Below are 15,514 nucleotides of genomic sequence, written 5' to 3'. Positions count from 1 at the left end.
CCGGCTCACTGATCATGTGATCCGTGAGGCCGCCCGCCGACCCTGTCCCGGAGGTGCCGTGTTCGCTCGCTCCGCGTTGCCCGTCATAGCCGTTGCCGCCACCGCAGCCCTGCTGGCCGGTTGTACCAGTACCAAGTCGTCGGGCTCCGGCGGCTCGGACATCAGTCTGGTGAATTCCGGGAAGCTGACGACCTGCACCCATCTGCCCTATCCGCCCTTCCAGTTCAGGGCGGGCAAGAAGATCGTCGGCTTCGATGTGGATCTGGTCGATCTCGTCGCCTCGGCGCTCAAGGTGAAGCAGGAGATCGTCGACACGCCCTTCGAAGGCATCCAGTCCGGTGAGGACCTCAACACCAACCAGTGCGATCTGGCCGCCGCCGGAATGACCATCAACGACGTGCGCGAGAAGAACCTCGACTTCTCCGACCCCTATTTCGAGGCCACCCAGGCGCTGCTCACCAAGAAGGGCAAACCCTACAAGGCCCTCGGCGATCTCAAGGGCAAGAGGCTGGCGGTCCAGCAGGGGACCACCGGTGAGCAGTACGCCCAGAAGCGGGCCAAGGGCGCCAAGCTGGTCCAGTTCGAGGATCTGGCGCTGCTGCTGACCGCCGTCAAGACCGGAATTGTCGACGCGGGCATCGACGACAACGGCGTGCTCTACGACTATGTCAAGGACAACCCCGACACCGAGGTGACGGCCGAGTTCAACACCGGTGAGCGGTACGGCATCGCCGTAAGGACCGGCAATGACGCCCTGCGCAAGAAGGTCAACAAGGTGCTGAAGGACGCCAAGGCGGACGGCCGCTACGACCGGATCTACAAGAAGTGGTTCGGCACCGCTCCCAAGAAGTGACACCCGCAGACGCCATCGGAGCTGCAGACCGCCATCGGAGTTGAGGAGTCGGCACAGTTATGGCAATGACCCGTCGGCAGCGGGCGCGGGCAGTACGGGCAGCGCAGTACGCCCTGCTCGTCGCCGTGCTGCTCGTCTTCGTCCTGGCCGCGGACTGGGGTGAGCTGCGGCGCGCGTTCTTCGACGTCGAGGTCGCCCGGTCCCTGTTTCCCGACATCATCACCACCGCTCTGGTCAACACCGTCGTCTACACCCTGCTCGGCTTCGGGTTCGGACTCGTCCTCGGGCTTGTGCTGGCCTTGATGCGGCTCTCGCAGGTGCCGCCGTACCGCTGGCTGTCGGTCGCCTATATCGAGTTCTTCCGCGGGGTTCCCGCGCTCCTGGTCTTCATCGCGCTGGGCTTCGGGGTACCGCTCGCCTTCCAGGTGGCGCTGGACCGGTATGTCACGGTCATGCTGGCGCTCGGGCTGGTCGGCGCCGCCTATATAGCGGAGACGATGCGCGCGGGCATCCAGGCGGTGCCCAAGGGTCAGATGGAGGCGGCGCGTTCGCTGGGCATGTCCCACAGCCGGGCGATGGTCTCGATCATCATCCCCCAGGCGTTCCGGGTCGTACTGCCGCCGCTCACCAATGAGCTGATCCTGCTCACCAAGGACTCGTCCCTGGTCTATCTGCTCGGGCTCTCCCTGGACCAGTACGAACTGTCCAAGTTCGGCCGGGACGCACTCAATCAGCACCGCAGCCTCACCCCGATCCTGGTCGCCGGGGCGTGCTACCTGGTCATCACCGTTCCGCTCGGCCAAGTGGTCCGACGGCTCGAGGCCCGTACGGCGAAAGCGAGGTGAGCAGCGTGCGGAAGACGGCAGAGGCGGGCGCCCCCGATGCCATCGCCATCCGGGTCGAGGGGCTGCGCAAGTCCTTCGGCGAACTCGAGGTGCTCAAGGGCATAGATCTGACGGTCCGGCGGGGCGAGGTGGTCTGTGTCATCGGGCCGTCGGGATCCGGCAAGTCGACGCTGCTGCGCTGTGTGAACCTCCTGGAGGAACCGACATCGGGGTCGGTCGCCGTGGCCGGGGCCGAGGTCACCGACCCGGACGTGGACATCGACCGGGTGCGGCGGCGGATCGGCATGGTGTTCCAGGCGTTCAACCTCTTTCCGCACCTGACCGCGCTGGACAACCTGACGATCGCTCAGCGACGGGTGCTGCGCCGCGACAAGGCCGAGGCGATACGGATCGCCCGGGACAATCTGCGGCGCGTCGGCCTGAGCGACAAGGAGTCCGCCTATCCGGCGCGGCTGTCGGGCGGCCAGCAGCAGCGGGTGGCCATCGCACGGGCGCTGTCGATGGATCCGGAACTGATGCTCTTCGACGAACCGACCTCGGCCCTCGATCCGGAGCTGGTCGGGGATGTGCTCGCCGTCATGCGCGCGCTGGCCGACGAGGGCATGACCATGCTCGTCGTCACGCATGAGATGAGCTTCGCCCGGGAGGTCGCCGACCGGGTCGTCTTCATGGACGACGGGGTGATCGTGGAGGAGGGCGGCCCGGAGCAGGTCGTCGCCGACCCGCGCCATCCGCGCACCCGCGCGTTCCTCACCCGGGTCCTCGATCCGGCCGCGGCTCGGGTCGGCGAGGTACCGGACGCCGGCCCGCACGACGCCCGTATCGACCGGTGAGGCCCGGGGGCCCTGAGCCCCCTCCCCCTCACCGCCGGGTCGGGGCCCCCTCCCGGCCGGGCCGTGGTGGCCTGTCGGCGAGTCGGGTGCCCGCAGCGAGCGGGCACCCGGAACGCCAACCCGGGGAGAACGCCATGGACACACGGATCACCGGAGCGGTCGCCGCCTCCGCCGCCCTCGTGGGGGTACTCGTCGGTGCGCCTGCCGCGTCTGCCGAGCCCGACCCGCCCCACTGCCCGAGGGGGAACGTCCGCGGGTTCTCCAGCGGCGACCGGACCGACGGCCCTGTCGCGGTCAAGAGCGCCGGCAACTGGCAAGGGGCTTACAGGACCGGCACCCTGGTCAATCTCGTCTGGCACGGCAATGCGACGGATGACCGGGGCCGGCCGGCAAGCCCCCGCCGACCCCGGCACCACCGCGAGCAGGACGGCACGTGCCCCGGCGATCCGGACTGGGCGCCAGAGGTACGACGACGGCCGAGCCCATGGCCGGCTCCGCACGGCCTGCAGGACCTCCGTCCGCCTCAAGCCCCCCGGGCCTTCCCGCGGATTTGAGGCGGCCTTACGGTAAAAACCGGTTGCCGACCGGCCGGCGTTCGGCGTGGGTGGGTACGGAAGGGGAGTCTCGATGGCTCGTTCCTCGGGATCGACGGGGCCCACGCCGGCGGTCGTCGCCCGTGAGGCGGGTGTGTCGGTGCCGACCGCTTCGAAGGTGGTCAACGGCCGGGAGGACGCGGCCGCCGATATCCGCCGCCGTGTCACCGAGGTCCTGGACCGCCTGGGGTACGTCCGTCCGCAAGCCGCGCTGCGGAGGCGTTCAAACAACCCGCCCTGGTCGATCTTGTGGTGCACGCACTCGATGGGGCCTGGTCGGGGGCGGTGCTGCACGGTGTGGAGGAGGCCGCACCGCGTCTTGACCGAGAAGTCGAACACCGCTCGGATATCCGAACGAGCCGCATCACGCATCGATCGCTACGGAGGTTCTCCCGCCGTGTTTATCGACCTGCCCCTGGACCAGCTGCGTGCGTATCAGCCGCCGCTGCCCGAGCCCGACGGCTTTGACGCCTTCTGGAAGCGGACCCTCACCGAGGCCCGCACGCCGGCTCTGGACGCGGTGTTCACCGAGACCGATGCGGGTCTGACCCGTCTGCACACCTATGACGTGGAGTTCTCCGGCTTCGGCGGGCACCGGATACGCGGCTGGCTGCTGGCCCCGCGCGACGCGGCGGGACCGCTGCCGTGTGTGGTGCAGTACATCGGCTACAACGGCGGACGGGGGCTGCCGCACAACTGGCTGCTGTGGCCGTCGGTCGGCTATGCGGTATTCGTCATGGACACCCGTGGCCAGGGCTGGGCGGAGCACACCCCCGGCGCCACCCCCGATCCGGCGGGCGGTACCGGGCCCGAGGCACCAGGCATGATGACCAAGGGGATCCTCTCCCCGGCCGACTACTACTACCGCCGGCTCTACACCGACGCGGTGCGCGCGGTCGAGGCCGCCCGTGAGCATCCGCTGGTCGACCCCGCGCGGATCGTGGTCAGCGGGGGCAGCCAGGGCGGCGGGATGGCGCTGGCGGCGGCCGGACTGGTGCCGGATCTGACGGCGGCGCTGGTGGATGTGCCGTTCATGACCCACATCCGGCGCGCGGTCGAGATCACCGACGCGGAGCCCTACGGTGAACTGGCCCGGTTCTGTTCCGGTCAGCGCCATCTGACCGAGCGGGTCTTCACCACCCTCGACCACTTCGACGGCCTGAACTTCGCGGTCCGGGCGAACGCACCCGCGCTCTTCTCGACGGCTCTGCGCGACGAGATCACCCCGACCTCCTGCGGCTTCGCCGCCTACCACCACTACGCGGGCGAGAAGGACATCAGGGTGTGGTCCTTCAACGGCCATGAGGGCGGGGGCACACATCAGCAGGCCGAGCAGATCGTCTTCCTGCGGAAGCTTCTCGGCTGAGCCCGGCGAGGTGAGGGCGTTCGGCGGCCGGGCGCCGTGGGGAAGACAGGGGCTACCCGTACCGAAGGAGTCCCCGTGCCCGCACAACCCCTGGACGGCATCACCGTCGTCGCCCTCGAGCAGGCCGTCGCCGCCCCGTACGCCACTCGCCAGCTCGCCGATCTCGGAGCCCGTGTCATCAAGGTGGAGCGGCCGGGGCGCGGCGACTTCGCCCGCGACTACGACCGCCAGGTGAAGGGGGCGTCGGCGTACTTCGTCTGGGTCAACCGGGGGAAGGAGAGCGTCGTCCTCGACCTCAAGGACGGCGCCGACCGGGCCCTGCTCGACAAGCTGCTCGCCCGTGCCGATGTCTTTGTGCACAATTTCGCGCCCGGGGCCGTGGACCGGCTCGGCCTCGGGGCGCGGGCGCTGCGGGCCGGCCATCCGCGCCTGATCACCTGCGCCATCTCCGGGTACGGCGACAGCGGCCCGTACCGCGACAAGAAGGCGTACGACCTGCTCATCCAGTGCGAGGCGGGGCTGCTGTCGATCACCGGCAGCCCCGAGGCCCCGGCCCGCCCCGGGATCTCGATCGCCGATATCGCGGGCGGGATGTACGCCTACACCGGCATTCTCACCGCGCTGTACGAGCGGGAGCGCACCGGTGCGGGAACGCATCTGAGCGTCACCCTGCTCGACGCACTGGGCGAGTGGATGGGCCACCCCTACTTCGCCCAGGCGTACGGCGGGTCTCCCCTTGTGCGCAGCGGCGCCCGCCATCCGTCCATCTCCCCGTACGGGGCCTACCGCTGCGGTGACGGCGCGCAGGTCTTTCTGAGTGTGCAGAGCGATCGCGAATGGGTCGCCCTGTGCGAACGGGTGCTGGTCCGCCCCGAGCTGATCCGCGATCCGCGCTTCGCCGACAACCCGCTGCGCCGCGCCCATGACGAGAAGCTGACGGCCGAGCTGGAGCAGTGTTTCGCCGGGCACACCGCCGAGGGGCTGGTCACTCTGCTGGACGGGGCCGGTATCGCCAACGCCCGGCTGCGCGATATCGCGGAGTTCGCCGCCCATCCCCAGCTCGAGGCGCGGGGGCGCTGGGGTGAGTTCGATTCGCCCGTGGGGCATCTGCGCGGTCTGCTGCCGCCGGTCGAGGTGGCGGGGCGCCGGGCGCCGATGCGACCGGTGCCCGGACTCGGCGAGCACACGGAGGCGGTGCGCGCCGAGTTCTCCTGATGTGCCGCGCGGCTGGGGGGTGTCATACGGCCGGGGCGGGCGAGAGCTGGGCGTCGCGCCGCACCAGCCCGGCGTAGCGCCCGCCCTGCGCCAGCAGCTCCTCATGCGTCCCCCGCTCGGCGACCTTGCCGCCGTCGAGGACAGCGATCTGGTCGGCGTCGCGCACGGTGGAGAGCCGGTGGGCGATGGTGATGGTGGTGCGGCCGGCCGAGAGGGCGTCGATGGCTTGCTGTACGGCCTGTTCGGTGCGGGTGTCGAGGGCGCTGGTGGCCTCGTCGAGGATGAGGACGGGCGGGTCGCGCAGAATCGTGCGGGCTATGGCGAGCCGCTGCTTCTCACCGCCGGAGAAGCGGTAGCCCCGCTCGCCCACGAGGGTGTCATAGCCGTCCGGGAGGGAGGCGATGTGGTCGTGGATCTGGGCGGCCTCCGCTGCGGCCACGATCTCCTTATGGGTCGCGTCGGGCTTGGCGAAGCGCAGATTGTCGGCGACGGAGGCGTGGAAGAGATAGGTCTCCTGGGAGACGACGCCGACCGCGCGGGCGAGGGTGTCGAAGTCGAGGTCCCTGACGTCGACTCCGTCGATCAGCACCCGGCCGCCGGTCACATCATAGAGCCGCGGCACCAGATAGCTGAGGCTGGTCTTACCGGAGCCGGTCGGCCCGACGACGGCCAGACTGCCGCCCGCCGGAACCGTCAGGTCGATACCGCGCAGGGTCCCCTGGGCTGAGGCGGCTTCCTGGGGGTCGTAGTCGAAGTCGACGCCGTCGAAGCGGACTTCGCCACGCACCTTCTCCAGCCGCACCGGCTCGGCGGGCTCGGTGATGTCGATCGGCAGGTCCAGATACTCGAAGATGCGGGCGAAGAGGGCGAGGGACGTCTGCATCTGCACACCGGTGGACAGCAGGCTCACCGTGGGCCGGAACAGGCCCTGCTGAAGCGAAACGAAGGCGACGAGCGTGCCGATGGAGACCGTCGGACCACCGGCTTGGAGAGCGACTCCGGCGGCCCAGTAGATGACTGCGGGCATGGCGGCCATGACGACGCCGATGGTGGACATCCGCCAGCGCCCGGCCATGTTGGAGCGCACCTCGAGGCCCACGAGACCCTCGGACTCCCGGGCGAACTCCTGGGTGAGCGACGCGGACCGGCCCATGGTGCGGCCCAGCAGGATTCCGCTCACCGACAGGGACTCGGTGACCATCGCGGACATGGCCGCCATCTGCTTCTGACGCTGCGAGGTGATCTTCTTGCGCTCGGCGCCCACCCGCCGGCTGATCCACACGAACAGCGGCAGCAGGAGCAGCGAGACGACGGTCAGCCGCCAGTCGAGGGCGAGCATCGCGACGACGGTGGCGACGACGCTGGTGAGGTTGGAGACCAGCGAGGTCGCGGTGGAGGTGACGGTGGCCTGCATCCCGCCGATGTCATTGGCGATCCGGGACTGCACCTCGCCGGTGCGGGTGCGGGTGAAGAAGGCGAGCGGCATGCGCTGCAGCCGGTCGTAGACGGCGGTGCGCAGATCGTGCATGACGCGCTGGCCGACGGTCGTGGAGATGAGGGTCTGCAGAACGCCGAAGACGCTGTTGACGAGGGCCGCGGCGATCATGCCGAGGGCGAGCAGGGTCAGCAGTCCGGTGCGGCGCTCGGGGATGGCGGTGTCGAGGACCGCGCGGAGCAGGAACGGGGAGGCGACCGAGACCAGCGCGGAGGCGGCGACCAGCAGGCCGACCATGGCGAGGCGGCCGCGGTAGGGGCGGAAGAGCCGGAGGATGCGCCGCACTTGGGCGGGCCGCTCCGGTTCGGCGGCGGGTGGGGTCCATGAGCGTGCGTCGTGGTGCATGGGCTCCTTCTGATGGCAGGGGCCGCCGCTGCCGAGGGCGACGGCGCGGTCGAGTCGGCAGGACTTTCAGAGCATAGCTCATTGTTACCTATACTCACAGTGAACTCTGTCCTGATAGACTGCGATCATGCCCACGTCCGAGACATCCGGCCTCCTCGCGGAGCAACTGCTGCGCCTGACCCGCAGACTGCACCGTGCCCAGAAGCGCTATATGGAGCCGCTGGGCATCACCCCCGCCCAGTCCCGGCTGCTGCGCACCGTCGCGCACGGCGAGCAGCCGCCGCGGATGGCGGATCTTGCGCAGCGGCTCGAGGTGGTCCCGCGTGCCGTGACGACGCTGGTAGACGCACTGGAGGCGCATGGGTCGGTGCGTCGCGTACCGGACCCGACGAACCGCCGCGTGGTACGGATCGAGCTCACGGACGCGGGGCGCGCGACGCTGCGCGCGCTGCGCGACGCGCGCCGGGCCGCCGCCGAGGACATCCTCGCGCCGCTCAGCGAGCAGCAGCGCGAAGTTCTCGGCGAGCTGCTGGACACCCTTTCCGGCGCTCCCGGCCACCACTGCTGACGGGCGCGGCGGCGGCCGGAAGCGGGAGGTTCAGCCCCTGGCGCCGGTGTGGAGCGCGAGCGCGCTCTTGGCCGGGAGGGTGGTCTGCACCCGTCCCTCGTCGCCGACCGTCACGGTGTTGCCGTCGCAGGCGGCCGGGGACGCCTTGGCGACATTGCAGTAGGTGCCGGCGGGCAGCGACGTGGTGAAGGTCTCGCGCAGCTCACCGTCACCGGTGTTGATGGCGACGAACCCCTTGTCGCCACGGCTGAAGGCAATGGCACTGCCGCCGTTGTCCCACCAACCGGTCTGCTCGGTCCCCGCGACCTGGTTGCGGAAGCCGACCATGCCGGTGATCTCCGGCTTGGCGTGGTTGCAGGTCCAGCCACTCCCGGCGCCGCAGGTGGCCGCGCCGCCGCTCGGCGGGCCCGCGTCCTTGTCGGTCCACTCATAGCCGGAGTACACATTCGGCGAGCCATAGGCCGAGGCGAGCATGAAGACGTTGGCGAGGGTGTAGGATGCGCCGTCCTTGTAGGTAATCGTCGAGCCGTTGCGCTCGGTGTCCCAGTTGTCGACGAAGGTACGGGCCTTGTCGCTGCCCAGTTTGCCGTCGGCCACCGACTTCAGCTGCGCGATGTTCCCGCTCTGGAAGGCGCCCTTGAGGTGGGCGCCGTAGCGGAACTCGTCGACGTCGCCGATGCCCGTGTACTCATCGGGTGACACGGCCTCGCCCCCGCCGTAGATGACCTCCGACACCCACATCCCGGGGTCGGCCATCTTGGCCTTGATGGCGGCCACGTCGTCCGCGGCCATGTGCTTGGCGGCGTCGATGCGGAAGCCGTCGACGCCGAGGGAGCGCAGGTCCGTGAGGTAACGGGCGATGGTGGAGCGGACGTAGTCGCTGCCGGTGTCGAGATCGGCGAGGCTGACGAGTTCGCAGTTCTGGACGTCGCCCCTGTCCCCGTAGTTGCCGATGTCCTTACGGCAGCCATGGAAGTCCTGGTTCTGATAGGTGCCCGGGTAGTCGTACTTCGTGTACGCCGTGCCGCCGGTACCGGTGCCCGATCCGGACGCCATATGGTTGATCACCGCGTCGGCGATGACCTTGACGCCCGCCTGGTGGCATGCGCTCACCATGTCCTGGAAGGCGGCCCGGCCGCCGAGCCGTCCCGCGATCTTGTAGCCGACCGGCTGGTACGAGGTCCACCACTGATCGCCCTGGATGTGCTCGGAGGCGGGCGAGACCTCCACATAGCCGTAGCCCGCCGGCCCGAGCGACTCCTTGCACGCCTGGGCGACCGCGTCGTACTTCCATTCGAACAGCGTTGCCGTGACCGTCTTGACGCCCGGCGGTGTGGCCTGGGACGACCAGGGGGCGACGGTGGCGATGGCGGCTGCGGTGAGCAGCCCGGCCAGCGCCCCGCCCAGCAGACGGGACCGGTGTTGCATGAACGGCTCCTTCGGCGTCCGGGCACAGTGGTGCCCTCGAAGGCAGCCACGCGCCCGGCCACCCGTGGGGGGAAGCGGAACTGCCGCCTGACGTGGCGGCGGTTCCGGGAGGCAGCCTGCCGGGCCGCTACTGAACGCGTCAAGATATTCCGTAAGGGATTCCAGTCACTTGCAGAAGTACCTTGCGGGCAGGGGAGGTTCAGCGACTCCGGGACAGACTGCCCGCGGGTTCGGACCGATCCACCTCGACCCGCACGGCGGGGTCTTCCTCGACGGCCGCCTCTTCACCGGCGAGGACTCGCTGGGCCTTCTCCTGGTCCAGCGCCCCTTCCCATCGCGAGACGACGAAGACCGCGACGCGGTTGCCGAGCAGATTCGTGGCCACGCGCATCGAGTCCATGATCCGCTCCACGCGCGCACCGGGCGACCGAGGGTGGTGCGGAGTGCGGCACGGGCACTCCTCCGAGCAGGAACTTCTGGGATGCGGAAGAATTTTTTCCGCGCGACGCCACTATGGGGGAGCGCACATCTCCGCCGATGAGGTCCGTGTAACAGCCAGGGAAATCCTGAAGCTCCGCGCCTCGCAGCACACCGCATGATGCGTTTTCCCGTCGGCCTGAGGGGTACTGGGAGGCGACATACCGCTGATACCACCCACTCCGAGACATCCTGTTCACGGTCGAGACGGAGAGAGCCCTCCATACGAGGAGGCAGGATCATGCGTTTTCACGACCGGAGAGAGGCCGGGCGACGACTGGCCCGGCGGCTGTGCGAGCCGACCCACAACGGGCGGTTGAGGAATCCCGTGGTGCTGGCGCTCCCCCGCGGGGGCGCCCCGGTGGCCGGCGAGGTGGCCCAGGCGCTGCACGCGCCCCTGGATGTGCTGGTCGCCCGGAAGATCGGCGCTCCGTTCAATCCCGAGCTCGGCGTCGGCGCGCTGGCCGGCGAAGACCCTCCGCTCTACGACGAGCGGGCGCTGGAGGTGCTCGGTCTGACGCCCGGCCAGCTCGCGTCCCACGTCGAACGGGAGCGCGCCGAACTGCACCGCCACGAGCAGCTCTACCGCTGCGGCCGTCCCCCCTCGGATGTCCGGAACCGGACGGTGATCGTGGTGGACGACGGGCTGGCCACCGGCGTCACGGCGCGCGTCGCACTGCGCACCGTACGCCGCCGGGGGCCCGCCCGTGTCGTCCTCGCGGTGCCGGTCTGTTCCCGGGAGGCCGCCACGGCGGTACGCCCGGAGGCGGACGACCTGGTGTGTCTGCATCAGCCGGACACGTTCGGGGCCGTCGGGCTGTGGTACGAGAACTTCGAACAAGCGGCGGACGAAGAGGTGATCGACGCCCTGCGGGCCTCTCCGTCCCATGAACCGCTCAGGCGGCTCAGGCGGCCAGATGCGCCTTGTCCCCCATGACCACGACCGGGTGCTGCTTGGGGTCGAGGTTCCTCAGCAGATACTCCATACCGGACTTGGACAGGCTGACGCACGCCGAGGTACCGCTGCCGTGATCCATGTGCAGCCAGATGCTGCCGCCCTTGCTCTGCCCCTCGGGACGCGTCTGATCGAGCGGTGAGGTGCCCTTGACGCGGTTGTAGTCGATGGCGATGACGTAGTTGAAGTCGGTCCAGTGCGATTGGGGCCAGTAGTGGGGCGCCGCGAAGGAGCCGGACCTGGTGTACGGCAGCCGGGCGCCGGGGTCGGGCAGCACACCACCCGCGTCGCTGAGCGTGTAGACGCCGACCGGGCTGCGCTTGTCGCCCTCGTGATGGCTCGTCGTCCAGCCGCGCTTGCCGTTGTGCGCGGCCCAACTGCGCGTTCGCTTCCAGTCCCTGCCGTCCTTGGTGTAGAGCACGACCGTCGCGTCCGCGGAGTTCACTCCTTTGCCGTAGACCGCGACGACTTGGCGGGAATTTCCGGGGATCCTGGACTGGAGGGTGTTTCCCACCTCGGGAATGCGCGTGGGGTCCGACACCGGCGCCTTGCTGCGCAGCGCTTGTCCGCCCTGGGCGCCGCCCTTGTCGCCACCGCTGTCCCCTCCGCCGCCGCAGGCTGTCAGAAGGGCGAGGACAGCGGCGGCCGCGGCCGCCCCGCGGATCGGCGTCGTGACGGAAATTCGCATGTCCCCCATCGTCCCACCCCGGCGTGGAGGCGGCGCACCCGGATTGGCGTGTTCCGTACCGCTCCCGGAAAAAGCAGTTGAATTCCGCCTCCACCGGCCGTCAACCTTTCACGTCTCCGACCAGCCCTCCTCTCTCTCCCACCCGCCCGAGCCTTGGGACGTCATGCACATTCGCGATCTTCCGTATCCCGATCCCGGCCGACCCGACGTACGGTCAGGTCCCCGGTTTCTGTTCTGGCTGGGCAGGAATCAGCTGGGCGGGCAGATCAAGGCCACTCTGTGGGGCCTGTTGCACATGGCTGCCCTGGTGTCCTTCCCCATCGCCATCGGACTTGGGGTGCAGGCGGTCGTGGACCGCTCCGGCTCCCGGCTCGCGCTGGCCGGAGCGGTGATGGTGGGGCTGACCGTGCTCACCGCGCTCGGGGACGCCATGCTCCACCGCGCGGCGGTCACCAACTGGATCACGGCGGCGGCCCGGGTGCAACAGCTGCTGGCCCGCAAGGCGGTCGAGCTGGGGTCGGCGCTCACCCGGCGGGTCGCGGCGGGCGAGGTCGTCGCCGTCTCCACGGGCGACGTCGAGAAGATCGGCTGGTTCGTGGAGGCGCTGTCCCGCTTCACCGCGGCGGCGATCACGACCATCGGGGTGTGTGTGGCGCTGGTGATCTATCAGCCGGCGCTGGGAGCGGTGGTCGCGGTCGGCGTGCCCGCGCTGGCACTGGCCGTGCTGCCGCTGCTGCCGCGCGCGGCGCGCCGGGCCGACGAGCAGCGGGAGAAGGCCGGCCGGGCGACCGAGCTGGCCTCGGACACCGTGGCCGGGCTGCGGGTGCTGCGCGGCATCGGCGGCGAGGAGCTGTTTCTCAGCCGCTACCGGCGGGCGTCGCAGGAGGTGCGGGTCGCGGCGGTTCGCAGCGCGCGGATGTGGGCGCTGATCGCGGCCGTACAGGTCGCGCTGCCGGGGCTGCTGCTGATCGGGGTCGTCTGGTACGGGGCCGAGCTGGCCCGGGACGGGCGGATCGCGGTGGGCGAGCTGGTCACCGTCTACAGCGCGGTCACCTTTCTGCTCTTCCCGCTGCGGCACTTCGAGGAGATCGCCATGGCGTACTCCTTCTCACGGCCCTCCGCGCGGCGCGCGGCACGGGTGCTGGCACTGCGGCGCTCCTCGCTCCACGGCGAGGAGCAGAGGGGTGGCGACGGGCGTGGGGCAGGGCACAAGGACGGGGAGCGGCTCGGCGGCGATCTGTACGACCCGGCGAGCGGGATGCTCGCGCCGACCGGGCAGCTGACCGCGGTGGTCTGCGGCGACCCGGACGCGGCGGGGCGGCTGGCGGACCGGCTCGGCGGGCACCCCGCCGAGGGCGGGGCGGGGGCCGGGGACGGTAGCGGGGCGCCGTCGGCGCTGCTGGGCGGGGTCGCTCTGGACGAGGTGCCGTTGGCCGCCGCGCGCGGCGCGGTGCTGGTCCAGGACAAGGATCCGGTGCTGTTGTCGGGGACGCTCGCCGAGCTGCTCGATGTGCCGAGGTCGGGCGAGGTCTCGGAGCGGGAGGCACTGGAGGCGGCCGAGTGCGCCGACGTGCTGGCCGCACTGGCCGAGGCGTCGACCGACGAGTCCGGCGAGGCGGACCCCATGCGCACCCGTATCACCGAGCGTGGCCGCTCGCTGTCGGGCGGCCAGCGGCAGCGGCTGGCGCTGGCCCGCTCGCTGGTGACCGACCCGGAGGTGCTGGTGCTCGACGAGCCGACATCCGCCGTGGACTCGCACACCGAGGCGCGGATCGCGGAGGGGGTGCGGCGGCTGCGGGCCGGGCGGACGACCGTGGTCCTCACCTCCAGCCCGCTGCTGCTGGACCGCGCCGACCGTGTGGTGTTCGTGCACGACGGCGAGGCGGCGGGGGTGGGGACGCATCGCGAGCTGCTGGGCACCGATCCCGCGTATCGCGCGGTCGTCACGCGTGAGACGGATGACGAGGCCGGCGAGCGGACGGCCGGGAGCGGCACCGCGGGGCTGGACGGCACCGCTCTTGAGGACATCGAACGGATCGAAGAGCAGATCGAGGAGTCGGCATGATCGGCGTGGCGCCACCCGCCTATGACCCGGCCGCACCGGAGTCGGCGACGACGCTGCCGGTCGGCACGCCCATGACCGTGCGGGCCTATGTGCGTGAGCTGTTGCGGCGGCACCGGAGGGCCTTCACCGTGCTGATGGTGGTGAACGCGACCGCCGTGATCGCCTCGATGGTCGGCCCGCAGCTGCTGGGCGGGCTGGTCGAGGATCTCGCGGAGGGCAAGGAAGACCTCCCCATCGGGCGCACGGTCGCGCTGTTCACCGTGGCGCTCGCGGTGCAGACCGTGTTCGTCCGGATGGTGCGGCTGCACGGCGCGGTGCTGGGCGAGCAGATGCTGGCGGATCTGCGCGAGGACTTTCTCGTCCGGTCGGTGGGGCTGCCGCCGGGCGTACTGGAACGGGCCGGGACGGGGGATCTGCTCTCCCGGATCACCACCGATATCGACCGGTTGGCGAACGCGATGCGCGAGGCCGTGCCGCAGCTCGCCATCGGCGTGGTGTGGACGGGGCTGCTGCTGGGCGCGCTGACCGTGACCGCGCCGCCGCTGGGCCTCGCGGTGCTGGTCGCGCTTCCGGTGCTGGTGGTCGGCTGCCGCTGGTACTACCGGCGCGCGCCGAGCGCCTATCGCTCGGAGGCGGCCGGGTACGCGGCGGTGTCCGCGTCCCTCACGGAGAGCGTGGACGCCGGGCGGACCATCGAGGCCCACCGCCTGGGCGACCGGCGGATCGCCCGGTCCGACCTCCGTATCCGGCAGTGGACCGCATGGGAGCGCTATACGCTCTGGCTGCGCTCCGTGCTCTTCCCCGTGATCAATGTGACCTACACGCTGATCACCGGCTCCGTGCTGATGATCGGCGGTGTCTGTGTGATGCGGGGCTGGATGTCGATCGGCGATCTCACGACCGGGGCGCTGCTGGCGCAGATGCTGGTCGAGCCGATCGGGCTGATTCTGCGCTGGTACGACGAACTGCAGGTCGCGCAGGTGTCGCTGGCCCGGCTGGTGGGGGTGCGGGAGATCGAGCAGGGCCCCGCCGACGGCGGGGTGACGCCCGGCGGCCGGGATGTGCGAGCGGACGAGGTGCGGTTCGGCTACCGGGCGGGCACCGATGTGCTGCACGGGGTGTCGATGAAGGTGCGGCCGGGGACGCGGCTGGCGCTGGTGGGGCCGTCGGGGGCGGGCAAGTCCACGCTGGGCCGGCTGCTGGCCGGGATCTACGCGCCCCGGGCGGGCCGGGTGACCCTGGGCGGCGCGGAGCTGGCCCGGATGCCGGCCGAGCGGGTGCGTGAGCACGTCGCCCTGGTCAACCAGGAGCACCATGTCTTCGTGGGCTCGCTGCGTGACAATCTGCTGCTGGCCCGCGCCTCGGCGCGGGATGCCGAGCTGTGGGCGGCGCTGGCCGCGGTGGACGCCGACGGCTGGGCGCGGGCGCTGGACGCCGGTCTGGACACGGAGGTCGGATCGGGCGGTCTCGCCCTCACCCCCGCGCAGGCACAGCAGATCGCGCTGGCCCGGCTGGTGCTCGCAGATCCGCATACGCTGGTGCTGGACGAGGCCACCTCGCTGCTGGACCCGCGGGCGGCGCGCCATCTGGAGCGGTCGCTGGGCCGGGTGCTGGAGGGGCGGACCGTGGTCGCGATCGCGCACCGACTGCACACCGCGCATGACGCGGACGTGATCGCCGTGGTCGAGGCGGGCCGGATCAGCGAGCTGGGCAGCCATGACGAACTCGTCGCGGCGGACGGGGCGTACGCGGCGCTGTGGCGCTCCTGGCATCAGTGACGCCGCTCTC

12 protein-coding genes and 2 pseudogenes are annotated in these 15,514 nt (G+C 70.6%); 10 read left to right on the top strand and 4 right to left on the bottom strand.

Features of this window, described 5'->3' with window-relative positions; all coding sequences use genetic code 11:
* Window positions 1-58: 58 nt before the first annotated feature.
* The 6 genes and pseudogenes from ABZS71_RS12140 to ABZS71_RS12115 all read left to right on the top strand — a co-directional run bounded on the left by ABZS71_RS12140 (window position 59) and on the right by ABZS71_RS12115 (window position 5,705).
* Window positions 59-853 (top strand): ABC transporter substrate-binding protein, encoded by a 795-nt coding sequence (locus tag ABZS71_RS12140; RefSeq protein WP_355843781.1) that lies wholly within the window; start codon window positions 59-61, stop codon window positions 851-853.
* Window positions 854-912: 59 nt separating this feature from the next.
* Window positions 913-1,698 (top strand): amino acid ABC transporter permease, encoded by a 786-nt coding sequence (locus ABZS71_RS12135; protein WP_356209194.1) that lies wholly within the window; start codon window positions 913-915, stop codon window positions 1,696-1,698.
* Between the two features lie 5 nt (window positions 1,699-1,703).
* Window positions 1,704-2,531, top strand: a complete 828-nt coding sequence (locus tag ABZS71_RS12130; protein WP_356209190.1) for an amino acid ABC transporter ATP-binding protein — start codon at window positions 1,704-1,706, stop codon at window positions 2,529-2,531.
* Window positions 2,532-3,158: 627 nt separating this feature from the next.
* Window positions 3,159-3,436, top strand: a pseudogene (locus ABZS71_RS12125) (LacI family DNA-binding transcriptional regulator); the annotation flags it as partial.
* 85 nt (window positions 3,437-3,521) lie between these two features.
* Window positions 3,522-4,490: an acetylxylan esterase gene (locus ABZS71_RS12120; protein ID WP_356209188.1), complete on the top strand. Its 969-nt coding sequence runs from the start codon at window positions 3,522-3,524 to the stop codon at window positions 4,488-4,490.
* 75 nt (window positions 4,491-4,565) lie between these two features.
* Window positions 4,566-5,705, top strand: a complete 1,140-nt coding sequence (locus ABZS71_RS12115) for a CaiB/BaiF CoA-transferase family protein (RefSeq protein ID WP_356209185.1) — start codon at window positions 4,566-4,568, stop codon at window positions 5,703-5,705.
* A gap of 22 nt (window positions 5,706-5,727) precedes the next feature.
* On the opposite strand, the gene ABZS71_RS12110 is transcribed toward ABZS71_RS12115, so the two are convergent.
* Window positions 5,728-7,545, bottom strand: a complete 1,818-nt coding sequence (locus ABZS71_RS12110) for an ABC transporter ATP-binding protein (RefSeq protein WP_356209183.1) — start codon at window positions 7,543-7,545, stop codon at window positions 5,728-5,730.
* A 127-nt stretch (window positions 7,546-7,672) separates the two neighbouring features.
* Here ABZS71_RS12110 and ABZS71_RS12105 point away from each other — a divergent pair, with 127 nt between their 5' ends.
* Window positions 7,673-8,113 carry a MarR family transcriptional regulator gene (locus tag ABZS71_RS12105; RefSeq protein ID WP_355843799.1) on the top strand — a complete coding sequence of 147 codons (441 nt, stop codon included), beginning with the start codon at window positions 7,673-7,675 and terminating at the stop codon, window positions 8,111-8,113.
* A 30-nt stretch (window positions 8,114-8,143) separates the two neighbouring features.
* On the opposite strand, the gene ABZS71_RS12100 is transcribed toward ABZS71_RS12105, so the two are convergent.
* Complete coding sequence (locus tag ABZS71_RS12100) at window positions 8,144-9,541, bottom strand: alpha-amylase family protein (RefSeq protein ID WP_356209181.1); 1,398 nt, start codon at window positions 9,539-9,541, stop codon at window positions 8,144-8,146.
* 199 nt (window positions 9,542-9,740) lie between these two features.
* Window positions 9,741-9,953: pseudogene (locus ABZS71_RS12095) on the bottom strand (C4-dicarboxylate transporter DctA); the annotation flags it as partial.
* Window positions 9,954-10,259: 306 nt separating this feature from the next.
* On the opposite strand from ABZS71_RS12095, the gene ABZS71_RS12090 reads away from it, so the two are divergent.
* A complete protein-coding gene (locus ABZS71_RS12090) occupies window positions 10,260-10,955 on the top strand; it encodes a phosphoribosyltransferase (protein ID WP_356209178.1) in 696 nt (231 codons plus the stop codon).
* On the opposite strand, the gene ABZS71_RS12085 is transcribed toward ABZS71_RS12090, so the two are convergent.
* Entirely contained in the window at window positions 10,924-11,670 is a 747-nt protein-coding gene (locus tag ABZS71_RS12085; protein ID WP_355843808.1) for a L,D-transpeptidase family protein, read from the bottom strand. The two genes, ABZS71_RS12090 and ABZS71_RS12085, sit on opposite strands and share 32 nt — an antisense overlap.
* A gap of 154 nt (window positions 11,671-11,824) precedes the next feature.
* On the opposite strand from ABZS71_RS12085, the gene ABZS71_RS12080 reads away from it, so the two are divergent.
* Together ABZS71_RS12080 and ABZS71_RS12075 are read left to right on the top strand one after the other, a co-directional pair.
* Entirely contained in the window at window positions 11,825-13,726 is a 1,902-nt protein-coding gene (locus ABZS71_RS12080; protein WP_356209175.1) for an ABC transporter ATP-binding protein, read from the top strand.
* On the top strand, window positions 13,723-15,504 hold the full coding sequence (locus ABZS71_RS12075; protein WP_356209173.1) for an ABC transporter ATP-binding protein: 1,782 nt from the start codon (window positions 13,723-13,725) through the stop codon (window positions 15,502-15,504). Before ABZS71_RS12080 ends, ABZS71_RS12075 begins: the two co-directional genes overlap by 4 nt.
* The last annotated feature ends 10 nt before the right edge of the window (window positions 15,505-15,514 follow it).

Origin of the sequence: Streptomyces sp. NPDC005393, assembly GCF_040606675.1 — a bacterium.
Taxonomy (GTDB): Bacteria; Actinomycetota; Actinomycetes; order Streptomycetales; family Streptomycetaceae; genus Streptomyces.
Note: the sequence above shows the minus strand (reverse complement) of the source record. Positions and strands in the feature narration are given on the sequence as shown.